The organism is Anaerofustis butyriciformans, from assembly GCF_036289385.1.
GTDB lineage: Bacteria > Bacillota > Clostridia > Eubacteriales > Anaerofustaceae > Anaerofustis > Anaerofustis butyriciformans.
The window spans coordinates 38,210-61,296 of sequence record NZ_JAYFFH010000010.1 but is presented as its reverse complement, the minus strand read 5'-3'; the positions used below and the strand labels follow the sequence as shown (position 1 = coordinate 61,296).

The 23,087-nt window shown below is 28.6% G+C and carries 32 protein-coding genes, 1 tRNA gene and 1 other RNA gene; 20 read left to right on the top strand and 14 right to left on the bottom strand.

Annotated features, from left to right (window positions below; all coding sequences use genetic code 11):
* On the bottom strand, window positions 1-173 hold a 173-nt coding region (locus tag V2W16_RS11210), incomplete at its 3' end, for a helix-turn-helix transcriptional regulator (protein WP_425353965.1).
* Window positions 174-294: 121 nt separating this feature from the next.
* On the bottom strand, window positions 295-453 hold the full coding sequence (locus V2W16_RS10715; protein WP_329385692.1) for a hypothetical protein: 159 nt from the start codon (window positions 451-453) through the stop codon (window positions 295-297).
* A gap of 106 nt (window positions 454-559) precedes the next feature.
* Between V2W16_RS10715 and V2W16_RS10710 the strand changes: the two genes are divergently transcribed.
* Window positions 560-928 (top strand): DUF2513 domain-containing protein, encoded by a 369-nt coding sequence (locus V2W16_RS10710; RefSeq protein WP_329385689.1) that lies wholly within the window; start codon window positions 560-562, stop codon window positions 926-928.
* On the opposite strand, the gene V2W16_RS10705 is transcribed toward V2W16_RS10710, so the two are convergent.
* Window positions 915-1,097, bottom strand: coding sequence for a hypothetical protein (locus V2W16_RS10705; RefSeq protein WP_329385685.1), 183 nt, complete (start codon window positions 1,095-1,097; stop codon window positions 915-917). The two genes, V2W16_RS10710 and V2W16_RS10705, sit on opposite strands and share 14 nt — an antisense overlap.
* Before the next feature lie 89 nt (window positions 1,098-1,186).
* Between V2W16_RS10705 and V2W16_RS10700 the strand changes: the two genes are divergently transcribed.
* Window positions 1,187-1,579 carry a hypothetical protein gene (locus V2W16_RS10700; protein WP_329385682.1) on the top strand — a complete coding sequence of 131 codons (393 nt, stop codon included), beginning with the start codon at window positions 1,187-1,189 and terminating at the stop codon, window positions 1,577-1,579.
* 153 nt (window positions 1,580-1,732) lie between these two features.
* Here V2W16_RS10700 and V2W16_RS10695 read toward each other — a convergent pair whose 3' ends face one another.
* Window positions 1,733-1,879: a hypothetical protein gene (locus V2W16_RS10695; protein WP_329385679.1), complete on the bottom strand. Its 147-nt coding sequence runs from the start codon at window positions 1,877-1,879 to the stop codon at window positions 1,733-1,735.
* 108 nt (window positions 1,880-1,987) lie between these two features.
* Here V2W16_RS10695 and V2W16_RS10690 point away from each other — a divergent pair, with 108 nt between their 5' ends.
* Window positions 1,988-2,359 (top strand): hypothetical protein, encoded by a 372-nt coding sequence (locus V2W16_RS10690; RefSeq protein WP_329385676.1) that lies wholly within the window; start codon window positions 1,988-1,990, stop codon window positions 2,357-2,359.
* Here V2W16_RS10690 and V2W16_RS10685 read toward each other — a convergent pair.
* The gene (locus V2W16_RS10685; protein ID WP_329385673.1) at window positions 2,333-2,500 is read right to left on the bottom strand and encodes a hypothetical protein; all 168 of its coding nucleotides are present in this window, start codon (window positions 2,498-2,500) and stop codon (window positions 2,333-2,335) included. The two genes, V2W16_RS10690 and V2W16_RS10685, sit on opposite strands and share 27 nt — an antisense overlap.
* Before the next feature lie 48 nt (window positions 2,501-2,548).
* A complete protein-coding gene (locus tag V2W16_RS10680) occupies window positions 2,549-2,755 on the bottom strand; it encodes a helix-turn-helix domain-containing protein (RefSeq protein ID WP_329385670.1) in 207 nt (68 codons plus the stop codon).
* A gap of 134 nt (window positions 2,756-2,889) precedes the next feature.
* Here V2W16_RS10680 and lexA point away from each other — a divergent pair, with 134 nt between their 5' ends.
* From lexA to V2W16_RS10665, 3 genes are all read left to right on the top strand, one after another.
* On the top strand, window positions 2,890-3,516 hold the full coding sequence (gene lexA / locus V2W16_RS10675) for a transcriptional repressor LexA (protein ID WP_329385667.1): 627 nt from the start codon (window positions 2,890-2,892) through the stop codon (window positions 3,514-3,516).
* A 59-nt stretch (window positions 3,517-3,575) separates the two neighbouring features.
* A complete protein-coding gene (locus V2W16_RS10670; RefSeq protein ID WP_329385664.1) occupies window positions 3,576-4,532 on the top strand; it encodes an HIRAN domain-containing protein in 957 nt (318 codons plus the stop codon).
* Window positions 4,533-4,718: 186 nt separating this feature from the next.
* Window positions 4,719-5,837, top strand: coding sequence for a tyrosine-type recombinase/integrase (locus tag V2W16_RS10665; protein ID WP_329385661.1), 1,119 nt, complete (start codon window positions 4,719-4,721; stop codon window positions 5,835-5,837).
* A gap of 106 nt (window positions 5,838-5,943) precedes the next feature.
* Here the strand turns inward: V2W16_RS10665 and V2W16_RS10660 are convergent.
* Window positions 5,944-6,026: transfer RNA gene (locus V2W16_RS10660), tRNA-Leu, on the bottom strand.
* A gap of 171 nt (window positions 6,027-6,197) precedes the next feature.
* Between V2W16_RS10660 and V2W16_RS10655 the strand changes: the two genes are divergently transcribed.
* Genes V2W16_RS10655 through V2W16_RS10645 form a run of 3 tightly spaced genes read left to right on the top strand, consistent with a single transcriptional unit; the run spans window position 6,198 to window position 8,348 of the window.
* The gene (locus tag V2W16_RS10655; RefSeq protein WP_329385657.1) at window positions 6,198-6,701 is read left to right on the top strand and encodes an HD domain-containing protein; all 504 of its coding nucleotides are present in this window, start codon (window positions 6,198-6,200) and stop codon (window positions 6,699-6,701) included.
* A 60-nt stretch (window positions 6,702-6,761) separates the two neighbouring features.
* On the top strand, window positions 6,762-7,823 hold the full coding sequence (locus V2W16_RS10650; RefSeq protein ID WP_329385654.1) for an exonuclease/endonuclease/phosphatase family protein: 1,062 nt from the start codon (window positions 6,762-6,764) through the stop codon (window positions 7,821-7,823).
* A 3-nt stretch (window positions 7,824-7,826) separates the two neighbouring features.
* On the top strand, window positions 7,827-8,348 hold the full coding sequence (locus V2W16_RS10645; protein ID WP_329385652.1) for a hypothetical protein: 522 nt from the start codon (window positions 7,827-7,829) through the stop codon (window positions 8,346-8,348).
* Window positions 8,349-8,359: 11 nt separating this feature from the next.
* On the opposite strand, the gene V2W16_RS10640 is transcribed toward V2W16_RS10645, so the two are convergent.
* On the bottom strand, window positions 8,360-8,710 hold the full coding sequence (locus V2W16_RS10640) for a cupin domain-containing protein (protein WP_329385649.1): 351 nt from the start codon (window positions 8,708-8,710) through the stop codon (window positions 8,360-8,362).
* 239 nt (window positions 8,711-8,949) lie between these two features.
* Here V2W16_RS10640 and V2W16_RS10635 point away from each other — a divergent pair, with 239 nt between their 5' ends.
* The 4 genes from V2W16_RS10635 to V2W16_RS10620 all read left to right on the top strand — a co-directional run bounded on the left by V2W16_RS10635 (window position 8,950) and on the right by V2W16_RS10620 (window position 10,616).
* A complete protein-coding gene (locus V2W16_RS10635) occupies window positions 8,950-9,690 on the top strand; it encodes a tyrosine-protein phosphatase (protein ID WP_329385646.1) in 741 nt (246 codons plus the stop codon).
* Window positions 9,691-9,698: 8 nt separating this feature from the next.
* Complete coding sequence (locus V2W16_RS10630; RefSeq protein WP_329385643.1) at window positions 9,699-9,926, top strand: hypothetical protein; 228 nt, start codon at window positions 9,699-9,701, stop codon at window positions 9,924-9,926.
* Complete coding sequence (locus tag V2W16_RS10625) at window positions 9,907-10,218, top strand: YbjQ family protein (RefSeq protein WP_329385641.1); 312 nt, start codon at window positions 9,907-9,909, stop codon at window positions 10,216-10,218. The genes V2W16_RS10630 and V2W16_RS10625 overlap by 20 nt, the downstream gene beginning before the upstream one ends.
* A gap of 158 nt (window positions 10,219-10,376) precedes the next feature.
* Window positions 10,377-10,616 carry a heavy metal-binding domain-containing protein gene (locus V2W16_RS10620; RefSeq protein ID WP_256476263.1) on the top strand — a complete coding sequence of 80 codons (240 nt, stop codon included), beginning with the start codon at window positions 10,377-10,379 and terminating at the stop codon, window positions 10,614-10,616.
* A 22-nt stretch (window positions 10,617-10,638) separates the two neighbouring features.
* On the opposite strand, the gene V2W16_RS10615 is transcribed toward V2W16_RS10620, so the two are convergent.
* The 3 genes from V2W16_RS10615 to V2W16_RS10605 are packed head-to-tail and all read right to left on the bottom strand — an operon-like array spanning window position 10,639 to window position 12,943.
* Window positions 10,639-11,112 carry a hypothetical protein gene (locus tag V2W16_RS10615; RefSeq protein ID WP_138269269.1) on the bottom strand — a complete coding sequence of 158 codons (474 nt, stop codon included), beginning with the start codon at window positions 11,110-11,112 and terminating at the stop codon, window positions 10,639-10,641.
* A 10-nt stretch (window positions 11,113-11,122) separates the two neighbouring features.
* Window positions 11,123-12,031: a UDP-N-acetylmuramate dehydrogenase gene (gene murB / locus V2W16_RS10610; RefSeq protein ID WP_329385636.1), complete on the bottom strand. Its 909-nt coding sequence runs from the start codon at window positions 12,029-12,031 to the stop codon at window positions 11,123-11,125.
* Between the two features lie 15 nt (window positions 12,032-12,046).
* Complete coding sequence (locus tag V2W16_RS10605) at window positions 12,047-12,943, bottom strand: DMT family transporter (protein ID WP_329385633.1); 897 nt, start codon at window positions 12,941-12,943, stop codon at window positions 12,047-12,049.
* A 283-nt stretch (window positions 12,944-13,226) separates the two neighbouring features.
* Between V2W16_RS10605 and V2W16_RS10600 the strand changes: the two genes are divergently transcribed.
* From V2W16_RS10600 to V2W16_RS10575, 6 genes are all read left to right on the top strand, one after another.
* Window positions 13,227-14,894, top strand: a complete 1,668-nt coding sequence (locus V2W16_RS10600; protein ID WP_329385630.1) for a CoA-disulfide reductase — start codon at window positions 13,227-13,229, stop codon at window positions 14,892-14,894.
* A gap of 200 nt (window positions 14,895-15,094) precedes the next feature.
* Complete coding sequence (locus V2W16_RS10595; RefSeq protein WP_329385626.1) at window positions 15,095-16,465, top strand: MATE family efflux transporter; 1,371 nt, start codon at window positions 15,095-15,097, stop codon at window positions 16,463-16,465.
* A gap of 165 nt (window positions 16,466-16,630) precedes the next feature.
* Window positions 16,631-16,896, top strand: an RNA gene (ffs, locus tag V2W16_RS10590) — signal recognition particle sRNA large type.
* Between the two features lie 26 nt (window positions 16,897-16,922).
* Window positions 16,923-17,828 (top strand): DMT family transporter, encoded by a 906-nt coding sequence (locus tag V2W16_RS10585; RefSeq protein ID WP_329385623.1) that lies wholly within the window; start codon window positions 16,923-16,925, stop codon window positions 17,826-17,828.
* A gap of 167 nt (window positions 17,829-17,995) precedes the next feature.
* The gene (locus V2W16_RS10580; protein WP_329385620.1) at window positions 17,996-18,646 is read left to right on the top strand and encodes a YczE/YyaS/YitT family protein; all 651 of its coding nucleotides are present in this window, start codon (window positions 17,996-17,998) and stop codon (window positions 18,644-18,646) included.
* Window positions 18,647-18,732: 86 nt separating this feature from the next.
* Window positions 18,733-19,245: a VanZ family protein gene (locus tag V2W16_RS10575; RefSeq protein ID WP_329385617.1), complete on the top strand. Its 513-nt coding sequence runs from the start codon at window positions 18,733-18,735 to the stop codon at window positions 19,243-19,245.
* 28 nt (window positions 19,246-19,273) lie between these two features.
* Here the strand turns inward: V2W16_RS10575 and V2W16_RS10570 are convergent, their stop codons facing one another.
* Together V2W16_RS10570 and V2W16_RS10565 are read right to left on the bottom strand one after the other, a co-directional pair.
* Window positions 19,274-19,450: a DUF4250 domain-containing protein gene (locus tag V2W16_RS10570; protein ID WP_329385614.1), complete on the bottom strand. Its 177-nt coding sequence runs from the start codon at window positions 19,448-19,450 to the stop codon at window positions 19,274-19,276.
* Between the two features lies 1 nt (window position 19,451).
* The gene (locus V2W16_RS10565; RefSeq protein ID WP_329385611.1) at window positions 19,452-20,342 is read right to left on the bottom strand and encodes a DMT family transporter; all 891 of its coding nucleotides are present in this window, start codon (window positions 20,340-20,342) and stop codon (window positions 19,452-19,454) included.
* A gap of 120 nt (window positions 20,343-20,462) precedes the next feature.
* Between V2W16_RS10565 and V2W16_RS10560 the strand changes: the two genes are divergently transcribed.
* Window positions 20,463-21,146, top strand: a complete 684-nt coding sequence (locus V2W16_RS10560) for a metallophosphoesterase family protein (protein WP_329385608.1) — start codon at window positions 20,463-20,465, stop codon at window positions 21,144-21,146.
* Window positions 21,147-21,203: 57 nt separating this feature from the next.
* On the opposite strand, the gene V2W16_RS10555 is transcribed toward V2W16_RS10560, so the two are convergent.
* Window positions 21,204-23,084, bottom strand: coding sequence for a PTS fructose transporter subunit IIABC (locus tag V2W16_RS10555; RefSeq protein ID WP_138269360.1), 1,881 nt, complete (start codon window positions 23,082-23,084; stop codon window positions 21,204-21,206).
* Window positions 23,085-23,087 lie beyond the last annotated feature (3 nt).

The window sequence follows — 23,087 nt, the reverse complement described above, 5'->3', positions numbered from 1 at the left end:
AAACTTATATTGAAATAGTCGGCAATAGCTTTAATGCTTTCTATTCTAGGCACCCTCTTTTCCCTCTCCCAGTACTCTATAGCCCTTTGACTTACACCTATTTCCTTTGCCAAAGTTAAGGTTGAAACACCGTTTTTTTCTCGAAGTTCTCTTATTTTCTTTCCTATTGACATTTATTTGCTCCTTTTTTGATATTACAAATTATTTTATTGACATCGTTTTTATGTGGATGTACATTCAAAGCTACTCCAGGAATAGTAACATGCCCAAGATGTGGCACAATAACCAATGTTACTATTCGTTAGTTGTGTAAAAAAATACCTTAACTTTCATAGAGGCTAATTCCTCCAACATTTTATTAGTCTCTATGAGTAAATCACTAAATTTTTCTAGCTTACTTTCTATTTCTTTTATATTGCTTTCAACAATAATTTTTTTTTCTATATTTCCCAAGCTTTTGTACCTCCTATCTTTCTAATATTGATTTTTATTTTCTTTTCTCCTATACTTAAATTACAGCTGAAATACAGCAAGTATTTAAGAAAGGAAAATATTAATCATGAAACTAAATATAGACTGTATTAGAGATGTCCTTTTATATGTTGAAGAACGTTCAAAAGGTACAAATATAATTGTAATTAACTCTAACACATTGTCAGAAAGCATGAATAATAAATATGATAAAGAAACTATAATTTATCATTTCATACAATGTTCAAAAGCTAAATTAATTGATGGATTTCGTCAAGCAGATTCATATAATACTCTTTATTGTCATGATTTATCTCCACTTGGACATGAATTTGTTGCCAATACAAGGAACAAAAAAATTTGGAGAAAAATTAAACAGATAGGTTGTGAATCTTTACCGACAATAATTTCTTTAGCATCTCAAATTGCAACAACATATTTTTCTAATCAAATATAACCATAAGTTTAAGTTCAAGTTCTGCCATTCTGTAAGGTGTGTCGGAACTCTTTTTTATTAAGAAACTTTCAACACCTTTTAATTCCATATCATTTAGATATAGAACATCTCTGTTGCTTTCATCTTTCACCTTTAAATTCAAAAATAGATTTTGTATGTCATTATCCATAATTAACTCCTACTCCTCTCTTTCTAATATTGATTTTTATTTTGTTTTTTCCTATACTTAAATTACAAATATAGAAAGGAAAACAAAACATGATAAATTATGTAAAACAAAATCCAGAAATTATAATCATGGGCATATCTCTGCTTATTTCCATTCTAACTCCTATACTCACATCAATTATTAATGTTGTTCATGAAACAAGAATGTATAAGCGACGTTTTTATATTGAACATAAAGCAGAAGTAATAGAAAAATATATTTCTTCAACAGGTAAACGTATCTTATCTGCAGACAGTGATTATGCTCCCGAGTATGGTCAACATTATGGCGAAGCATTAATATATGTAAACAAAGAAACTGCTGACAAAATGCTTGAATTACATTCTATTTTAAACCCATACTCATATGACGGTAAAAAAGCAGTAGATATATTCAATTCAATATGTAACGATTTAAGAAAAAATCCTCCACGGGTTAAGTAAAAACAAACCTAAAATCAAATTGAATATTACCCATCCAAAATAAACCCAAAACGCATCAGGATCTATTTTTTTCATTATAAACAGGCATATAACAGCAACAACAACTATAATTAAGTATATTAATGTTCCAGGATACATTCTTTTACCTCTTCCTTAATCTTCTTGAAGACGACTAGTTATAACATCTTCAAAATCTTTAGAAAAATTTTTCATTGCGAGTGACCGTTTCATTTCTTTTTCTTCAAGAACGGTTACTCTTTTCTCCAATTCTTCAAATTTCTTTTTAATATCTTTATCCATAATTAACTCCTACTCCTCTCTTTCTAATATTGATTTTTATTTTCTTTTCTCCTATACTTATAATTAACAGTTTTTATCTTATTAATTTATAAAAAGGAGTTAACTACTATGACACTAAGCATTACAGCAATTATTTCCGGCATAGCTTTAATTATTTCTGTTACATCGACAATACTTGGTCCATTAATTAATTCAAGATATCAATTAAAAATCAAAAAAATTGAATTATTTCAACTTAGAAAAATGGACGTCATTGATAAATATATTGAAAATGCAACTTCAAAAATTTATGAAGATTATTATAAAGATGATGATTTTAAACTATACAAAGAACGTGTTCTTATGTATGTCTCTGATAAAAGTTTACAATCTCAAATAATTAAGTTAAACAAACTAATAATTAATAAAGAATATGAAAAAGCTAAACCTTTATTAGAAAATTTATCAATTGGATTATCTAAATTTATAGATATAAAATAATGCCCATATTCCCCACATAATAAATACAATAACTGCACATAAAATAGGATTTAATGCACCCTCATATTTTTGTAACAAAGTTGCATTTATTATTATTGCTATAATACAAAATAATGTTATAGCTACAAAAAACCAATCCATTTTTTCAACTCCTATCTTTTTTATATTTTTATAGTGAATTATATTCACTTATATAGATAAAAAAATATTATCTCTTTCTTCTTTAGATAATTTCATTTCTTTTGTTAAAATAGCTATTTCAGATGCTTTAAATTCAGTTACATTATCTCTTTTTTTATATAAAGCTTCTCTTGATATGCCTATTTTTTTTGCTAAGTAAGAGTAAGATAATCCAGATTCAAATTTTTTTTTAATAAAAGCTTTTGTGTTTGTCATTTTTCGCACCTCCTTTTGTTGAATTTAATTCACAACCATAATATATCATGTTATTTTTACAATGTCAATATTTTTTAACAAATTTATTGAATTTAATTCACACTTATGATATATTAGGTAAAAAGGAGTAAAAAATGTTACCATTATATTTGAATATAAAAGAAAAAAGAAAAAAATTAGGTATGTCCCAAGAACAATTAGCTAAACTTGTTGGCTATACAGATAGAAGTTCAATTGCAAAAATAGAAAAAGGCAATGTAGATTTGTCACAATCTAAAATATTAGAATTTGCAAAGGCTTTAAAAACTACACCATCAGAATTAATGGGATGGTCTGATGAAGAAGATTATCTTAAAATTGATAATATCATACCAGTACCTAAAATGGAGCCTCTACCTATTATTGGTACCATTGCTTGCGGAGAACCAATCCTTGCAAATGAGAATATTGACGGATATTTTAATGTAGAAAAGAGCCTTAAAGCTGATTTTTGTTTAAGGTGTAAAGGAGACAGCATGATTAATGCAAGGATATATGACAGTGACTTGGTCTTTATAAAAAAACAACCTGATGTTGAAGACGGAGAAATTGCTGCAGTACTTATCGATAACGAAGCAACTCTTAAAAGAGTTTACAAAGTACCGGGAAGAATTATATTAAGAGCAGAAAACCCAACTTTTAAACCTATTGAATTAAAGGAAGAGGACATGAAAGATATAAGAATTATTGGTAAGGCGGTCGGATTCTGCAGCAAGTTATAAAAATTAAATAATTAACAAAACTATTTTATTAAAGTTATAAAACATGGAGGAGAGGAATTATGAAAAAAGGAAAATCAATTTTAATTATAGTTTTAGCTGTTTTTGTTATTCTTGCGATAACTTCGTTTATAAATACAGACCTTGCAGCAAATTTAACTTTAATAGCATTTTTATGTTTAATGGTTTATATTATTTATTTTCTTATTAAAAAACTATTTAAGAATATAAACAAAATAAAAGATTTGGACAAGCAACTGCATAATCAAAAAGCTACTTTTTCTTCAAATAATATCCAAACAAATAAAACAGAATTAGAAAATGATGTTAAAGTAGAAGATATTATAGATATCCCCAAGCTACCAAGAAAACCATTATTCAGATATTCAGATTTACAAGTCTATAAAAACTTTTCTATTGAAGAAATTGAAGAAGAAATTAACAATACAATGATTTTGTTACAAGAAAATGAAAGCGAACTTGAACTCTCTCCTAATGATGAAAATCTTGTTAAAAACAAACTTGAACTAATAGATAAATATCAACACTTAGATATGCTAAAGAACAAAAAAATAAAAGCAGAACAACAAGAACCTGAGGAGGAAACCCCTATAAAAATTAAACATGAGATTGAACAGCAAAAGAAACAACGTAAAATAAATGCTAAATATTTACCCGTTGTAGGAACAAATTATACAGATGCATATTATATTTTAAGTAATACTATACGAGATAATGGTGGCATATGGAATGTTGGAGGTTATCAATATCATAATTTAATACTAACACTCCAAGCTGAACCTGATAATCCATATGATCCTAATGCAATATTAGTTACATACGAATCACCTAAAGATGCAAAGGTTGATAGAAGTGGTAAAATCGGACATTTACCAAAGGATGCCGCTAAACACATCAACATCAATCAAAAAATACAAGTTAAAGCAGAAATAGAAGAAGGCTATGGTGATATGACTGTTAGAATACCAGTTAATAGCATAGAGAAATATATTAAATAAAAAACTCCTCTACCTCGGCAAAGGTAAAAGAGTTTAAAATAAGTGTCATTGACACAATAATGAAACAAATATATTATAAGTCAATGGCACTCTAAAATCAAGCGAACAAACTTCGAACATGAAAGGAGTGTTATTTTTATACCATGAATATAAGCACTCTATAAAATTAAATTAAGGAGTAAAAAAATGGCAAAAAGAATTAATACGGCTACATGGTCACAAAAGTACAAACGTTGGCAAATTAACGTTCAAAAGGAGGGCATACGTAAAAGCTTTTATAGTTCAACAAAAGGACGTAGAGGTCAAATAGAAGCAAATAATAAGGCTGATGAGTGGTTAGAAAACAATATAGCAAACAACAACCAAACAGTTGAACAATTAAGCAAAGAGTTTATAGAATATCAAGCCTTAAGAGTTGGTACAAGCAGACTAACAAATATTAAAAGTCACTTTAAACTGTACATAAATAAAAAGATAGGCAAAAAGAAAATATCTAAACTGACGGAACAGGACTTACAAAACGTATTAGATTATATGTATAAGTTAGGTAAAGGCTATAATTACATAGACGAAACAAGGAAAACAATCTTACCATTCATGAAGTATTTAAGAAGAAATAAACTTACAACATTAAATCCGGAGTTTTTAGAGGTAAACAAGAAAGCAAAAAAGAAAACACAAAAAGGAACTTTGCAGCCTAATGATATATATAAGCTTTTTAACTCTTCTTATACCCTCTACTACGGGAAAAAGCAAAAGGATATCTTTATATATGCTTATAGATTTGCAGTTGTTACAGGGCTACGTAGAGGTGAAATAATTGGGCTTAAATGGTCGGATATTGTAAGAGATATAAACGGTAATAATATTTTATATGTAAATAGAGCTGTAAATGAGTATGAAGAGGAAACACAAGGAAAGACTGACAATGCTCAACGTTCATTTATTCTTCCAAATATTGCCGTTGATATTTTAAAAGAACAAAAACAACAATTTAATATTAATAGTGATTATATATTTTGTAATCAATATGGAGAAAGAACAAACCCTAAACTTTTATCAAGCAGGTTTAAACAATATGCATTATACAATAAACTATCAAGACACACATTGCATGAACTCCGTCATACGTTTATAAGTTTAAATAAAGATAATTTATCTATATCAATTCTTAAAGACTTTGTCGGTCATAGCCCTAATATGAAAACCTTAGATATTTATGGCCATGCAATAGACAATGAAACACTTGAAGCAAGTAAAAGCATAAATAGTCGATTTTATGACATCTTAAAAACAAATAAATAACACACCTTAAATCATTAAATTATTAAAGTGTGTTATAAAATGTGTTATTGCATAAAATAAAAAAGTTGAAATCCCTTTATACTAAGGTTTTCAACGTTTTGTTAAATGGTGCGGATGAAGGGAGTCGAACCCCCACACCGAAGTACTAGATCCTAAGTCTAGCGCGTCTGCCAATTCCGCCACATCCGCAGATTCATAAAGCTTTATTATTATATATAAAAAAATAAAATCTGTCAATATCTTTTTGAAATTTTTTTTATTTAAAATTTAAAAAATTTATAATTTTTTCTTAAGAAGTTCATAATATATATGTATTAATATAAAAAATATAATATAATACTTTTAAGGTGGTTTAAAGAAATGACAAGAGAAGAAAAAAGAATTTTCTTTAATGAAATAAAAGAAATAATTTCCCATAAAGAAGTACAAAAAATGCAAGGATATAGACAGCATGGAGGAACAACAACATATGCGCACTCTCTAAATGTTGCTTTATACAGTTATATTTTATCAAAAAAATTCAATTTAAAAATACAGGAAAAACAACTTTTAAGAGGTGCAATGCTACATGATTTCTATCTTTATGACTGGCATAATAAAACAGTAGAAAGAAAAGGAATGCATGGATTTAATCATCCTAAAGCAGCACTTGAAAATGCAAAAAAACATTTTGATTTAACAAAAAAGGAAGAAAATATTATACATTCTCACATGTGGCCACTAACCTTTAGAGCTATTCCCAAAAGTAAAGAAGCAATTATAATATGTTTGGTTGATAAGTGGTGTGCAATAATTGAATCAAAAGAACATTACATGGAAAAGATCAAAAGCAAAAAATTAAAAAATATCAATTCATACAAATAAAAGAGGATATATTCTTCTTTTATTTTTTTGTGATATAATTTATAAAAAGGGAGAGTTAAAATGATATTCATAATAATAACAGCTTTAATGAGCGTACTTATAATAATTTTTTTGATATTACTATTATACTTAACAATAAATGAATATAAACCTGAAGAAAGAGAAGATGCACTTCTTATAAGAAAAGACGAAGAACAAGAACTTCATATTAACGATTCTTTAAGTGTTCTTACATATAATATAGGATACTGTAACGACAGTGCCGACAGTGATTTTTTCATGGACGGAGGGAAAAGAACCAGAATCGAATCAAAAAAAATGGTAATAAGAAACCTTAAAGGGATTGAAGAAAATATAAGGAAAACAGGTTCTGACATAATTTTTATACAAGAAATAGACACAAAGTCAAAAAGAGGATATAATACAAACCAAGTAAGATACTTATCAAAAGTATTTAAAAAGACATCTTATTTTGCTAAAAATTTTTCATGTAAATATATCCCATACCCAATAAAAGACACCATTGGAAAAGTTGAAAGCGGAATATTAACTCTAAACCCTTATGAAACAATTTCGGCAAAAAGATATTCTCTTCCTGTTTCTTTTAAATATCCAATAAGATTATGCCAATTAAAACGATGTCTTCTTGTTGAAAGAGTTAAGATAGAAAACTCTAAAAAAGAACTTATTTTAGTAAATCTACATTTGGAAGCATATGACAAGGGAGAAGGGAAAGTAAAACAAACAAAGATACTTACGGATATTTTAAAAACAGAATACGAAAAAGGGAATTACTGTATAGCAGGCGGAGATTTTAATCAAATTTTTCCAAACACTAACATAAATAAATATCCTCTTATAAAAGATGAACACTTTAAACCGGGAAAACTTGATATAGAGGAATTTTTAAAAGGATGGAACATAGTTACCGATGACAAGACGCCTACATCAAGATTATTAAATGAAGAATTTGATGAAAAAAGCCCAAACACGCAGTATCATGTAATTGACGGTTTTATACTTTCTCCAAACATAAAACTTAACAACATAGAAACAATAGATACAAAGTTTAATTTTGCAGACCACAATCCGGTTAAAATAGATATAACACTTAAGGAGTAAAAAATGAGTATTATCGCAACAATAATAGGAATATTTTTAGGAATGTTTTGTTTTTCTTTATGGACAAAATATATGAATAAAACAGTAAATAAAAAGACAGAAACAATAAATAATAAAGACTATTTCATAATGAAAAAACCAAAATCAAAAGTAGTATTTCACACAGTAATATTAATTTTGGTTGTAGCCGGATTTGCATTATACAAACAAGGTCTTATATTTCATGATTCTATAATATGGGATGTACTGTTTATATTTGTAATAATAATGAATCTTTTTTCAGTTCAAAAAGCCATAAACAGAAAAGTAATAGTAGAAGACGAAAGAATAACGGATTCAAAGGGAAACACTTTTTATTTTTATCAATTCACTTCATGCAGAATTATCAACATGGCAACAATTTTATTTATTGACAATAATCCTGTATTAAAAATAGAAAATGATGATATAGGCTACAATATATTTTTAGAAAAATTAAAAAACTACAATATACAAATAATAGACATGAGAAAAAAGAGCATTTAAAATGCTCTTTTTTATAAGTAATTTATATTGAATTCTTTATTTGTTATAAACAACACTTCAACATCTTCATCTTTACTTCCGTGAAAAGCCTTACTTCCTTCTTTAAACCAAACAAAACTTCCCGCTTCAAAATCCCCTAAGTTCGTGTATAATGTTCCTTTTATTACATACATGCCATGAGCGCAGTCATGAGTATGCCAAGGTGTAAAAACTCCTTTTGGGTATATCATTATTTTTACCATCATTTTTGTATCTTCATCATCCACAAGATGCATTTCATAAGTAACATTTCCCGTATTTTTGCTTACACGTCTGTGTTCCTTTAAGTTAATATCTTCATTTTTAAATATAATATCGCCCATTTTACTACCTCTCTTTGATAAAAAATATAACTGTTAATATAACTGGTTATAATAATTATAACACTAAAACCCAAAATCATAATTAATATTTTTTACAAATTAAATAACCATATTTTTTAAACTTTTATAATGAAACAGTAAAATACATATTAAATTTTTCTAAAATAATCTAAAGAATTAACAAAAGACATAATAAACAAAATTTTTATGATACAATAAAACAAAAAGGAAAAATTAAAATGAATATTAAAGATTTAAATATTTCCGGAACACTTCCTTTAAAAGGAACCCAAAACACAAGAGACCTTGGTGGTTATATTACAAAAGATAAAAAAATAACAAAATATAAAGAATTTATACGTTCTTCATCTTTAAGCATTATAACAAACGAAGATATTGATTTTCTGATTAAATACGGTATAAAAACAGTGCTGGATTTAAGAAGTGAAGAAGAAGTTAAAGAAAAACCAAGTAAACTAAAAAATATAGACGGCATAAAATATTATAATGTGCCACTAAGCGTAAAAGATATGCAGGCAGACATAACAAAAGAAGACGGCTACTTTGATATGATACAAGGATATATAAAAAGACTGTCTAATAAAAAAGCAATCAAAGACATATTTGATATAATATCAAATAACCTAAATGGAGGACTTATATTTAACTGTACCGCAGGAAAAGACAGAACTGGAATTGTTTCAATGCTGCTTCTTGGCATTGCAAACGTAAGCTTAAAAGACATAGTTGCAAACTATCAAGTTTCACATACATATATGGGAGAAGATCCTGATTTTGTAAGAGAATATAACATAACAAAATCAAGAGTATTTCTATCAAAACCCGAATTTATAGATGCAACAATAGAATATATAATGGATGAATATTCTTCTTTTGAAAATTATTTATTATCATGTGACGTTACAAATAAACAAATAAACGATATAAGAAACAGATTTCTTGAAGATATAATTTTTTAGGTGAAAAAGTGAAAGATAAAAACAAAGAAAAAATAGCACCTATTATAATTGGAATACTTATTTGTATTCTTCTTATAATATATATATTATCAATCATATTTTTAAATATTTCTTTAATTTTTAAAGTAATTATAACTTTAATATTGATATTTTTAATAAAAACAATGATTAATGTTGTAATTGAAAGATTAAAGGAAATAGAGGAAGGAGAAGAAGATGATCTTAGTAACTACTGAAAAAATCGAAGGCAGAGAATTTGAAACACTTGGGCTTGTAAAAGGTTCATGTATTCAAACAAAAAACTTAGGTAAAGACATTTCTCAAACATTTAAAAATCTTGTTGGAGGAGAACTTAAGTCTTATACCCAAATGATGGACGAATCAAGAGCTATGGCAACAAAAAGAATGATTATGGAAGCAACAAATATGGGAGCAGATGCAATAGTTGCCGTAAAATATGCTTCATCTGCGATAATGCAAGGAGCTGCAGAAGTATTCGCTTATGGAACAGCTGTAAAATTCAAATAAAAGAGCTAAACAATAGGCTCTTTTTTATTTATTATTTTATTTATTATTTTATCATTTAATTAAAAATAAAATAATATATCCTCTTCCTTAACAAGCAAATATAGTGTATAGTTTAAAATATAAAAAACAAAAAGGAGTAACCCATGAAGAACGATATTATGTTGACAACCACAGAGACAATTCCGGGTAAAGAATTGGAAATATTGGGAATGGTAAGAGGCGAAGGAATTCAAACAAACAGTTTTAGCAAAGCAAGAGCAGACGCAACAAAAAACATGGTCAAAGTTGCACAAAACAAACAGGCAGATGCAATAATCAGCATAAGATATGCCTCATCACCTAGAATAAAGGAAAAAGCTGAAATATTGGCCTATGGAACTGCCGTAAAATTCAAATAAAAAAAGAGCAAAAAGCTCTTTTTTATTTACCATATCCCCATACTTCTTTGGGAATACTGTTAAGGTGTGTTAAAGTTCTTCTTCCGTACACAAGAAAGCACAAAAATACAAAATGCACACCGATTTGAACATAATCGATAGATAATACGGCAATAAGAGAATCTATCAAGTATAAAAATATTAATACGGAATACGATGCTCTTATATTTTTATAACAAAAGTACGCACAGCATCCGATTATCAATACGCACAATGCAACTGCCCCGTAAAACATAATCGAAAGAACAATATTGTCAACCCCCGCAAAAATACGTGCATTGGAAAACAATTGATCCACAAGTACAAAATTAAACCATGTTGCTCTTGTGTTTACCTGAACAATTAAAAGCACTATTTGAAATATCATAGCCAAAAATATAAATATAGGAAAAACTGATAATATTTTGGCTCTTCTTTCCAGTTTATCTTTTATAACTTTAAAATCAGCATAATTCATAATATACCTCCTAAGAATCTTTACCTATGATTCTTACTTCTTCTTCAAGCATTACGTTATATTTATTGTATACTTCCTTTTTCACATAATCAATAACTTCAAGAATATCTCTGCTTTTAGCTTTATTTTTATTAACAATAAAACCTGCGTGTTTTTCGCTTACGTAAGCATCACCTACATGAAAACCCTTAAGTCCTGCATCATCAATAAGTTTTGCTGCAATATATCCTTCAGGTCGTTTAAAGGTACTCCCCGCTGAGGGTTCCATTGGCTGAGCATTTACTCTATACTCTTTATTTTCTGCCATTTTATTTTTAATCTTTTCCGTATCGCCTTTTCTAAGTTTTATTCTTGCCGAAAGAACAACATATCCTTTTTCTTCAACATTACTGTGTCTATAACTCAAATCAAGCTCATCAGGTAAAAGCACTTTTATATCTTTTCCATCAAAAACAGTAACATCTACTAGTACATCTTTTAATTCTCCACCATGGGCACCGGCATTCATAAAAACGCCTCCCCCAAGACTTCCGGGGATACAGCTTGCAAACTCAAAACCTTCAAGTTCGTTTTTTAAAGCCTCGTTTGCAATTAAAGCAAGAGAAACTCCAGCATCTGCTTCTATTATATTATCTTTAACAGATAAATTTTTCATCATAGAAGTACTTATAACAACTGAATCTATTCCTCCATCTTTAACAAGAACATTACTTCCTCTCCCAAGAACAATATATTCTATATTATGTTCTTTAAGGTATTTAATAAGTTCAACTAAATTTTCACTGCTTAAAACATTTATATATAATTCAGCTTCTCCACCACTTCTAAATGTTGTGTGCTTTTTCATCGGCTCGTTTAACAAAACATTTTCTTCACCGACTATTTTTTTTATTTCTTCAACAAAAATTGTATTTATCATAATTCTCCTTTAACATTACTCTTTTAAAGTTTTTTTCTTTAAAAACTCAAATTTTGTTTCAGCCAAAATTAAAGCCGTAAATATTATAACAGCTCCCACAAGCATTTGCATAGTAAAAACTTCATTAAGGAAAATAATACCTAATATTGTTCCAAATACACTTTCCATACTCATAAGTATTCCCGCATGAGTGGGTGATGTATATTTCTGGGCAACATTTTGAATAACAAAAGTAATGGCAGAACCGACAACTCCCAAATAGAGCAAAGTGGGCATTGTGCTTCCGGTTATGTTAAATGTTGAAATTTCACCGTTGAAAACAAGAAAAATAAAAGCAAACACACCCGCAAAAAACATCTGCATCATACAAAGGATTATAGGGTCTTCTACTTTTGAAAAATGCCCCACAAAAAACACATGAAAAGCCCAAAAAACAGAACCTATAAGAGTAATCCCGTCATAATAGTTTATACTAAATCCTTCCTTTGGATTCATAGTAAGGAAGAATATCCCTATTATCATAAGAAAAGCCGCTAAGAAATTATGTTTTTCAGGTTTATTATCACCTATAAACATAGCTATAAACGGAACTATTGCAACATATACAGCAGTTAAAAATGCACTTTTACCAGCCGAAGTTTCCACAAGTCCATAAGTTTGGAATGCAAATCCAAGGAAAAGAACAAAACCTATAATTATACTTTTATATATTGTAGATTTTTTTATCAAATTAAGTTTTTTAATATTAAAAATAAAAAGCGTTACAAATGCTATTAAAAATCTAATAAATATTAGCTGAATTCCTGTTAATGAATCCAATGTATTTTTTGTAAATATAAATCCACTTCCCCATATTAATGCCATAATCAAAAGTGAAAAATCGGCAAGCATTGATTTATTTTTTAATTCCATATTTTTACCCCTTTAATAAATAATATCCGCTTAATTATAGCATAAAACTTTAGTTCTAAAAAGTTTATATTTAATTATTTACTTGTATATTTCAAAGTTTCATTTTTCTTTCATAATTTATTTAAATAGATATTTTAATTCTTTTATATAAATTTCTTTTATATTGTAAAACATTAATTACATTTTTTATAAATAATAAATTGCTTATGTGATTAAGTCACCGAAATAAATTTTATTTTAATATATAATTAATTCATAAAATCAAAGGAGAGAAAATATTATCATGAAAAATATTGTTATTATAGGAGGAGTTGCGGGCGGAGCAACTTTAGCTGCAAGATTAAGAAGAAAAGAAGAAAATGCAAATATCATCATATTTGAAAGAGGAGATTATATATCTTTTGCAAACTGTGGACTTCCTTACTATATAGGAGATGTAATAAATCAAAGAGCAAATTTACTTTTGGAAACACCAGAAGCAATGAAAAACAAATTTAACATAGATGTAAAAATTAAAAACGAAGTAATAGAAATAGATAAAGATAACAAACAAGTCAAAGTAAAAGACTTAATAACAAACGAAGAATATTATCAAAAATACGATAAACTAATTATTTCAACTGGGTCAAGTCCTATAAAACCTCCTATTGAGGGAATAGATAATGAAAAAATATTTACTTTATGGAACATAAACGATACTGACAAAATAAAATCTTTTATTACTAACAATAAACCTAAAAAAGCAAGTGTTATAGGCGGAGGTTTTATTGGGCTTGAAATGGCAGAAAATCTTGCAAAACAAGGCATTGAAGTTTCAATAATAGAAATGCAGGATCAGGTTATGGCACCTCTTGATATTGAAATGGCAAATCTTCTCCATGAAGAAATAATATCAAAAGGCATAAATTTAATTTTAAAAGATGGAGTAAAAGCTTTTAAGGAAGAAAAAGAACAATTAAATATTTTACTTCAAAGCGGTAAAAGAGTACAAAGTGACATGGTAATACTTTCAATAGGAGTAAAACCTAATAGTCTTCTTGCAAAAGATGCAGGATTAGAACTTAATCAAAGAGGCGGTATTGTTGTTGATGAACATATGAAAACATCAAAAGAAGACATTTATGCTCTTGGAGATGTTATTGAAGTTACTAATTTTATAACAAAAGATAAAACAATGATTCCTCTTGCAGGACCTGCAAACAAACAAGCAAGAATCCTTGCGGATTATCTAACAGGTGAAGATAAAGAATATAGCGGCAGCATGGGAACTTCCATTGCTCAAATATTCGGTTTAAATGCAGCCGCAACAGGTCTTAACGAAAAACAACTTAAATTAATGGGAAAAGAAAAAAATAAAGATTATCATACAATAATAATTAACCAAAAATCTCATGCAGGATATTATCCAAATGCAAACTTTATTACTTTAAAAATGATTTTTGATAAAAAAGGTAAAATATTCGGAGTACAAATAGTTGGAAAAGAAGGTGTAGACAAGAGAATTGATGTTATGGCTACAGCAATGAAATTAAATGCAACAATTTATGATTTACAAAATCTTGAACTTGCATATGCTCCTCCATTCTCATCAGCAAAAGATCCTGTAAATATGCTTGGATATGTGGCAGAAAATGTTCTAAACAATATGGTAGATTTTATAGAATATGATGAACTTGATGAAATGATTAAAGAAGGTAGCGATGATTTTATCATTTTAGATGTTACAGAAGACTTTGAAAGAGCTATGTATAAAATTGATCCTTCTTATCATATACCTCTTGGACAGCTAAGAAAAAGATTTTCAGAACTTGATAAAAATAAAACTATAATAACTTATTGTAAAATAGGTGTACGTTCATATAATGCAATGCGAACACTTAAAGCAAATGGTTTTAAAAACGTAAAAGTATTATCGGCAGGTACTGATTTTTATAAATCAATGCATTATTAATATCACCTACAATTCATGTAAAATATAAATTTGTTTTATAAATTAAAATATCATAACAATAAAAAAACGGAAGTAAAATTTACTTTCGTTTTTTATATTTAAACTAATAAAAGGAAGAAAATAAATTTTCATTACTCATTTTGTAAAAATTTTGTAAAGGTATATAATAGAATTATAAATAATAAACCAAAGGAGGAACAATGAATAATACAGCAAACTTTGGCGAAGGAAGTGTGTCAAAACATATACTAAAACTTGCAATACCAATGACAATGGCACAACTTATAAACCTTCTTTACAACATGATAGACAGAATTTACATAGGAAGAATACCACAAACAGGAACACTTGCCCTTACTGGACTTGGGCTTTGTTTTCCGATAATCATGATTGTAACGGCATTTACAAACTTATTCAGCATCGGTGGAACTCCTTTGTTTTCTATGGAAAGAGGCAGAGGGAACGATGAAGAAGCAGGTAATATAATGGGAAATGCTTTTGTAATGATGATTATCGTTGCTTTATTTCTTACAGTAATAGGAATCACTTTTCATAAACCTATATTATATTTATTTGGAGCAAGTGACGCAACATATCCCTTTGCAAGTGCATATATAATTATATATCTGCTTGGAAATATTTTCGTAATGACCAGCCTTGGAATGAACAGTTTTATTAATGCACAAGGTTTCGCAAAAATAGGAATGTTAACATCTCTTTTTGGTGCAGGAGTAAATATAATACTTGATCCTTTCTTTATATTTTATCTAAACATGGGTGTAAAAGGTGCCGCAACTGCAACTATTATATCTCAGTTTCTTTCTAGCATATGGGTACTCCATTTTTTAACAAGCAAAAAAGCTCTCATAAAACTTACAAAAGAAACAATGAAATTAAAATTAAACAGAATAAAAAAAATTATAGGTCTTGGAATGTCGGGATTTATTATGGCCGTTACTAACAGCACCGTACAAGTAGTATGCAATGCTACCATACAAGTATACGGAGGAGATTTATATGTTGGTGTAATGACCATATTAAATTCCATCAGAGAAATATTCACTCTTCCCGTAATGGGGCTTACAGACGGAGCAGGACCTATATTAAGCTATAACTACGGAGCAAAAAAATACGACCGTTTAAAAAAAGCAATAAAATTCATGTGTATAACATGTATTTTATATACTTTCATAGCATGGTTTGTGGTAATAGAATTTCCGGATATATTTATAAAAATATTCAATCATGACCCAAATTTAATTTCAAAAAGCATACCTGCTATTGAAATTTACTTCTTTGGATTTTTCATGATGGCTCTTCAATTTGCAGGACAAAAAGTCTTTGTATCCCTAGGAAAATCAAAACATGCGGTATTCTTTTCGATATTTAGAAAAGTTATCATTGTTGTACCTTTAACTATTATTTTACCAAAATTCTTTTCTTACCATGTAAACGGAGTATTTTGGGCTGAACCAATATCGAATTTTATCGGAGGAGCGGCCTGTTTCATAACAATGCTTCTAACGATACTCCCTGAAATCAAGAAAAATGAAATAAAAGATATAAATTAAAAAGCAGAGCCCCCTCTGCTTTTTCATTCAAATAGAACAAATAATCACATAAAATTATAAATATATAAAATTTCAATATTTTATTTATATACCATATTTAATATATAAATATTATTCTTCCCTTTTCCCTTGACTTAACCTTTTAAAAAATTTATAATTAATAAGCCACACTAAGTGGGGAGTTAGCGGTGCCCTGTACTTGCAATCCGCTATAGCAAGACTGAATTCCCGCTTTGAGGCTGATACAATTAAGGTTAGCACTCCTTTATGGATGTTGAGAATTGGGCTTCGTGCAATTATACCTTACAAACTCCATCAGGTGCGAGAGCAAGCAGTGGTAAGTAAGTGCTATGATGTGCCCCGAAATCACCTGATTTGAGTCCATACTCGAGTAAGCACTTGATTCTATCATGTCGATGGTGGGTGTGTGGCTTAAAATTTAATAAGAGTTTAGGCAATGAATAATAGTAAAAAATTTTATATCATATTAATTCTTTCTGTTCTTTTTGCAAATACGGCAGTAATCTTTACAAGAAATGCATTAAGTTATGGAGGTATGCCTATAATAATTGGGTTCTATAGATTGAGCTTTTCTGCTCTTATTATGGTTCCTTTTGTTTTTTATAGACAAAGAAATCATTCTTTAGACCTAAAATGGCATAACCTAAAATACTGCTTGCTTGGCGGTATTTTTATGGCTCTTCATTTTTTTTGTTATTTTTCTTCACTTATGTATACAAATGGGTTTATATCAACTATCACAGGCGCACTACAACCTATAACAATAGCCGTTGCATCATATTTTCTTTTTAAGGAAAAAATAAATAAAAAAGGCATAAATGCAATGATTATTGCTATTTTAGGTCTTATTTTCATAGGAATATTTACCTTACTTAGTTCAAAAGAAGGAGGTTCTTTTATTGGATTTGTTATCTCTTTATTTACTGCATTGTTCTTTTGTGCATATCTTTTATGTTCAAAGAAAGCACTTAAAGATATAGAGGAATATACTTTCCTCTTTATTTTGTTTAGTGTTTGCAGCATAGTATTAGGTTTAATTGCCATAATTACCAAAACTCCTTTTACAGGTTATCCAAAAGAAATGTATTTAAACTGTTTTGGTTTATGTATTTTCTGCACAATGCTTGGACATGCAATATTCAATATTGCTGTTAAATATGTTTCGGCAACAACCGTAAGCGTAATAAATCTTTTAGGACCTATCTTTGCAGCCTTTTATGATTATATTATATTTTCACAAAAAATATTCTATTATCAAATTATCGGAGGAATAATAATTTTTATAGGTGTTTATATGTTTTTAAAAAGCAAAACCATAAACAATACACCACAATCAAAATAATTAATATGGTAATCAAACGTTTTATTTCATTTATTCATATGAGCAAATTTATTGTAAACGATGAAAATATATTAAACTATATTATATTTTATTACTTTTTATTCCATAAACTCATAAATTTTGATATAATTAATTTATAATATATTAAAAAAGGAGTTGATAATTACATGGCAAAAGAAAGTTTATTTAAAAGATATCTTGTTTTCATTATCGGAGTTATTATAAATTCCTTTGGTATTGCTTTTATTACAAAAGCAGCACTTGGAACATCACCTATTTCCAGTCTTCCTTGTGTATTAAGCCTTAAATTTACTCCTACTCTTGGAGAATTTACATTTATAATGAATATGTTATTTATTATCATACAAATTATTCTTCTTCGTAAAAATTTTCAAATCATACAACTTTTACAAATAGTGGTTAATATAGTATTTAGTTTATTTATTGATATAAGCATGAATATGCTTTATTTTTTAAATCCACAAACTTTTATAACAAAAGGAATATTTTTAATTTTAGGATGTGCAATTCTTGCTTTCGGAATTACTCTTGAAGTTTTACCTAAAGTTATTATGGTTCCGGGAGAAGGAATAGTAAGCGCAATATCAACCGTAACTAAAAAAGAATTTGGAACAATTAAAGTAATATTTGATGTAACATTAATGTCAAGTGCTACAATTTTATCTTTTCTATTCTTTAGAGGAATGAACGGTATAGGAATTGGAACTATAATATCAGCTGTATTAGTAGGACTAATCGTTAAATTTTATCATAGATACTTACCTTTCCTAAATAACATCTTCCCTTCTTTAAATTAACTTTACAATTCATACAATTTTAATTTTTTCTAAATATTATCCTAAAAACTTTTTGTTATATTACTAGCAAAAGGAAGGATAATATTATGAAGAAATTATCATTATGGAATATTCTATTATTTTTATTAATAATTTTTTATGTTTATTTTTTATTTTCTCAAATTTTATTTAAGTATGTAAACCCTGTTGAACTTTTTTCTAATAATAGATATTTTTCAAGAAGCATTAATTTAATACCCTTTAATGACTTGTTTAATGGAATAGTAAACAGACTAGACTTAACGGGAAACATTATTTTATTTTTCCCATTTGGTATTTTATACAATATAAAAAGAAAAAAATCTTATTTTAATAACATTGTTGTATTTTTAATATCGAGCTTTAGTTTTGAGATACTACAATATATCTTAGGAATTGGGGCAAGTGATATTACTGATATTATACTAAATGTACTTGGAGGATTACTTGGTGTAGTATTTTATAATATATTTACAAAAATATTAAAAAAAGAAACAGCAGATAAAATAATAATAGTCCTTGCTACCATTTTAATGGTTTTTGTAATTTCCATTCTATTATTACTTAAATTATATAATTAAAAGCCAAACTAAATAGTTTGGCTTTTAATTATTCAAAACAATTTCTTTCTTTATTATATTCAAATCCTACACTTGAAAGTTTGTTTATTATTTCAGTTTCTTCTACTGATAAATCCATACAAAGCTCATGCAAATTTGGATAAAAATCTCTTAGTTTTGTATTTATAAAACTTAAAAGTATTATTGGGTCTTTTGGTAAATCCATTTTATTTCTCCTTTAACATTATTTTATTATTGTTATATAAAAACATTATTATTGATGCAATACATATTATTACATATCCAACTACGCTTAACATATCCGGAATTTGTCCTAAAAAAACAAAGGACAAGAACGTAGCGAAAATAATTTGTGAGTAGTCATATATTGAGATTTCTCCCGCAGGTGCATAAGTATATGCTGCCGTTATAAAAAACTGTCCTCCTGAGGCTGCAAGCCCTGTTAAAAGCAAAATAAATATTTGATACATACTCATTGGAGTAAATTCAAATATTAAATAAGGAAGAGATACAAGGCATGAAAAAGCAGAGAAGAAGAACACTATAAAAGGTCCTTTAACACCTTGAGTTCCAAGCTTTCTTACATATGTATAAGCAATACCTGCACACATCCCTCCCATTGTACCTATTAAAGCAGGGAAAATAGGCATTCCCGTAAATCCAGGTTTAATTACAAAAAGAGCCCCCGCAAATGCAATTAAAACACATAATGCTTGAAATGGCTTTATTCTTTCGTTTAAAATAAAATAAGAAAATATTATTACAAAGAAAGGTGAAAGTTTATTAAGCATTGAAGCATCACTTACAAGCATATGGTCTATTGCATAATAATTGCAAAAAATTCCTATGGTTCCAAATGTAGCTCTTAGAACTAAATCTAACCTAGACCCTTTAGGCATTTCAAATTTTATTCCGTTTTTGCGAAGTAAAAATAACGCTATAAAAAACGCTATAAAATTTCTAAAAAAACTTTTTTGAATGAAAGGAAGATCTCCTGCCATTCTTACAAAAACGTTCATTGCCGCAAAGCAAAAGGAAGATAAAATAATAAACATAACTCCTTTGTTTTTATTAGATAATTTTGATAATATATTCATTAAATATGTCCTTTCCATTAAATACATTTATATCCAATTTGTTATTATAGCATTTATAACAAAAGATAACCATAAATAATTGAAAGGATTTATATATTTACGATTAAATGAGGTATAAATATGATATACGTTACAGGAGACACCCATATTCCCCTTGATATAAAAAAACTGGAAGAAAAGTATTTCCCAGAACAAAGAGATATGACAAAAAATGATTATTTAATAATATGCGGAGACTTTGGGGGAACTTGGGGAAACGGAAGAGGAGATAATTTTTACCTTAACAAACTTGAAAATAAAAATTTTACTACACTATGGGTAGACGGAAATCATGAAAATTTTGATTTACTGAAAAGATATAAAGTTACAAAATGGATGGGAGGCAATGTTCAATTTATAAAGCCAAGTATAATCCATTTAATGAGAGGACAAGTTTATACAATAGAAGATAAAAAATTCTTTACTTTTGGTGGAGGAAACTCCATAGACAAATCAATGAGAGAAAGCGGAAGAACCTGGTGGGCTGAAGAAATGCCAAATAAAAAAGAATATGAAGAAGGTTTAAAGAATTTAAAGTTACATGATTATAAAATAGATTACATAATAAGCCACACCGCACCTTACTCAATAAATAAAAACATCTTTAAGAAAGGTTTAAAAGACGAATACAAATTAAATAAATATCTTGAAAAAATTGAAAAAACTTGTGAATATAAAAAACATTATTTTGGTCATTTTCATGAAGATATGGATATTGATGATAAACGCATTGCTTTATATAAAAGAATTTTACCGATTTTATAATTAACTTTATTATAATAAAAAAGCTCGGCATATACCGAGCTTTTTTATATTTAGGTTTTATTTATCATGAACAGGTTTTTTTAGTATAGCAAGTAAAGCCATTCCCACAAAAGACCCTATTGCTAACGCAAGTATATAATATAAAGGATTTCCAATTATGGCAATTACCCAGAATCCTCCGTGAGGAGCACGAAGTGTACAGTTAAATAACATTGATAAACCGCCTGCAACACCAGCACCAATAGCACATGATGGAATTACTCTAAGTGGATCCGCAGCTGCAAATGGTATAGCACCTTCAGTAATAAATGAAAGTCCCATTACATAGTTTGTAAGAGCAGAACTTCTCTGTTCTTTAGGGAATCTATTTTTAAAGAAAGTTGCACAAAGAGCTATTGCAAGAGGAGGTACCATACCACCAATCATAACTGCTGCCATAATATCGTAACTTCCTGTTGTAAGAGATGCTGTACCGAATACATATGCAGCCTTATTGAAAGGACCACCCATATCGATTGACATCATTGCACCAAGAATTACACCTAAAATTACTTTTGAAGATTCACCCATTGCATTTAATCCGTTTGTCATTGCTGTATTAAGTAAAGATACAGGAGGATTTACTACAAAAGTAATGATAGCACCGATTAATAATACACCAAGTAGTGGATAAATAAGTACAGGTTTCATTCCTTCTAAACTATGAGGAAGTTTTGAGAATACTTTTTTAAGGAATATCATCAAATATCCTGCAATAAATCCGGCAAGTAAAGCTCCAAGGAAGCCTGAACCACCAGCATTTGCAAGAGCACCACCAACGAAACCTGTAACAAGTCCAGGTCTATCTGCAATACTCATAGCGATGAAACCTGCTAATATAGGAAGCATAAATCCAAATGCTGTATCACCTATTGTTTTTAAGAATGCTGCAAATGGAGTATTTGTTCCGAATGTATCAGCACCAAGACTTGCATCATCAAATAAGAATGCAAGAGCAATTAGAATACCACCACCAATAACGAAAGGAAGCATATGAGATACACCATTCATAAGGTGTTTATAAATTTGTCTACCGATACTTTCTTTTTCTTCACTTTCAACTTTTACTTCTCCGCTATGTTCATAAACAGGAGCATTTCCGTTCATAGCATTTGTTAAAAGTTCTTCTGCTTTATTAATTCCGTTTGCAACTTTTGTTTGAATAACTTTTTTACCGTTAAATCTTGCCATTTCAACTTGTTTGTCGGCAGCAACGATAATACATTTTGCATGTTCTATTTCTTCACTTGTAAGTTTATGTTTAACTCCGCCTGAGCCGTTAGTTTCAACTTTTACTTTAATGCCCATTTTTTCGGCTTGTTTTTCAAGTGCTTCAGCAGCCATGTAAGTATGAGCAATACCTGTTGGACAAGCCGTTACTGCTAATACATCATAGTAACCATCGTTACTTTGAGCTTCTTCTTCAGCTTCTTCTTTGAATTTTTCTTTTTCAGCTTTATCAATCATTGCTAAGAATTCATCTTTATCTTTTGCATTAATTAAACTTTGTCTGAAATTTTCATCCATTAATAATGTAGAAAGTCTGCTTAATACTTCCAAATGAACGTTAGCATCTGTATCAGGTGCTGCAATCATAAAGAATAAATAAGCATCTTGTCCGTCTAAAGACTCAAAGTTTAAGCCGTCTTTTATTACCATTGCACTTAAGCCTGCTTGTTTTACGGCTTTATTTTTTGAGTGAGGAATTGCTACCCCTTCCCCGATTCCTGTTGTTCCTTGCGCTTCTCTTGCAAGAACACCTTTTTTGTATTCTTCTTTGTCTGATATATTGCCTGTTTTATCCATTAAATCAACAAGAAAATCTATTGCTTCTTGTTTATCTTTAACTTCAGGGTTAAGGGCAATACCTTCTTTTTTTAATAAATCAATAATCTTCATTTT

Bases quoted from the DNA above. Each gene is read 5' to 3' on its own strand.
- V2W16_RS10710 (WP_329385689.1), top strand. From the start codon at position 560: ATGAAACTAAATATAGACTGTATTAGAGATGTCCTTTTATATGTTGAA.
- V2W16_RS10705 (WP_329385685.1), bottom strand. From the start codon at position 1,097: ATGGATAATGACATACAAAATCTATTTTTGAATTTAAAGGTGAAAGAT.
- V2W16_RS10700 (WP_329385682.1), top strand. From the start codon at position 1,187: ATGATAAATTATGTAAAACAAAATCCAGAAATTATAATCATGGGCATA.
- V2W16_RS10695 (WP_329385679.1), bottom strand. From the start codon at position 1,879: ATGGATAAAGATATTAAAAAGAAATTTGAAGAATTGGAGAAAAGAGTA.
- V2W16_RS10690 (WP_329385676.1), top strand. From the start codon at position 1,988: ATGACACTAAGCATTACAGCAATTATTTCCGGCATAGCTTTAATTATT.
- V2W16_RS10685 (WP_329385673.1), bottom strand. From the start codon at position 2,500: ATGGATTGGTTTTTTGTAGCTATAACATTATTTTGTATTATAGCAATA.
- V2W16_RS10680 (WP_329385670.1), bottom strand. From the start codon at position 2,755: ATGACAAACACAAAAGCTTTTATTAAAAAAAAATTTGAATCTGGATTA.
- lexA (WP_329385667.1), top strand. From the start codon at position 2,890: ATGTTACCATTATATTTGAATATAAAAGAAAAAAGAAAAAAATTAGGT.
- V2W16_RS10670 (WP_329385664.1), top strand. From the start codon at position 3,576: ATGAAAAAAGGAAAATCAATTTTAATTATAGTTTTAGCTGTTTTTGTT.
- V2W16_RS10665 (WP_329385661.1), top strand. From the start codon at position 4,719: ATGGCAAAAAGAATTAATACGGCTACATGGTCACAAAAGTACAAACGT.
- V2W16_RS10655 (WP_329385657.1), top strand. From the start codon at position 6,198: ATGACAAGAGAAGAAAAAAGAATTTTCTTTAATGAAATAAAAGAAATA.
- V2W16_RS10650 (WP_329385654.1), top strand. From the start codon at position 6,762: ATGATATTCATAATAATAACAGCTTTAATGAGCGTACTTATAATAATT.
- V2W16_RS10645 (WP_329385652.1), top strand. From the start codon at position 7,827: ATGAGTATTATCGCAACAATAATAGGAATATTTTTAGGAATGTTTTGT.
- V2W16_RS10640 (WP_329385649.1), bottom strand. From the start codon at position 8,710: ATGGGCGATATTATATTTAAAAATGAAGATATTAACTTAAAGGAACAC.
- V2W16_RS10635 (WP_329385646.1), top strand. From the start codon at position 8,950: ATGAATATTAAAGATTTAAATATTTCCGGAACACTTCCTTTAAAAGGA.
- V2W16_RS10625 (WP_329385641.1), top strand. From the start codon at position 9,907: ATGATCTTAGTAACTACTGAAAAAATCGAAGGCAGAGAATTTGAAACA.
- V2W16_RS10620 (WP_256476263.1), top strand. From the start codon at position 10,377: ATGTTGACAACCACAGAGACAATTCCGGGTAAAGAATTGGAAATATTG.
- V2W16_RS10615 (WP_138269269.1), bottom strand. From the start codon at position 11,112: ATGAATTATGCTGATTTTAAAGTTATAAAAGATAAACTGGAAAGAAGA.
- murB (WP_329385636.1), bottom strand. From the start codon at position 12,031: ATGATAAATACAATTTTTGTTGAAGAAATAAAAAAAATAGTCGGTGAA.
- V2W16_RS10605 (WP_329385633.1), bottom strand. From the start codon at position 12,943: ATGGAATTAAAAAATAAATCAATGCTTGCCGATTTTTCACTTTTGATT.
- V2W16_RS10600 (WP_329385630.1), top strand. From the start codon at position 13,227: ATGAAAAATATTGTTATTATAGGAGGAGTTGCGGGCGGAGCAACTTTA.
- V2W16_RS10595 (WP_329385626.1), top strand. From the start codon at position 15,095: ATGAATAATACAGCAAACTTTGGCGAAGGAAGTGTGTCAAAACATATA.
- V2W16_RS10585 (WP_329385623.1), top strand. From the start codon at position 16,923: ATGAATAATAGTAAAAAATTTTATATCATATTAATTCTTTCTGTTCTT.
- V2W16_RS10580 (WP_329385620.1), top strand. From the start codon at position 17,996: ATGGCAAAAGAAAGTTTATTTAAAAGATATCTTGTTTTCATTATCGGA.
- V2W16_RS10575 (WP_329385617.1), top strand. From the start codon at position 18,733: ATGAAGAAATTATCATTATGGAATATTCTATTATTTTTATTAATAATT.
- V2W16_RS10570 (WP_329385614.1), bottom strand. From the start codon at position 19,450: ATGGATTTACCAAAAGACCCAATAATACTTTTAAGTTTTATAAATACA.
- V2W16_RS10565 (WP_329385611.1), bottom strand. From the start codon at position 20,342: ATGAATATATTATCAAAATTATCTAATAAAAACAAAGGAGTTATGTTT.
- V2W16_RS10560 (WP_329385608.1), top strand. From the start codon at position 20,463: ATGATATACGTTACAGGAGACACCCATATTCCCCTTGATATAAAAAAA.
- V2W16_RS10555 (WP_138269360.1), bottom strand. From the start codon at position 23,084: ATGAAGATTATTGATTTATTAAAAAAAGAAGGTATTGCCCTTAACCCT.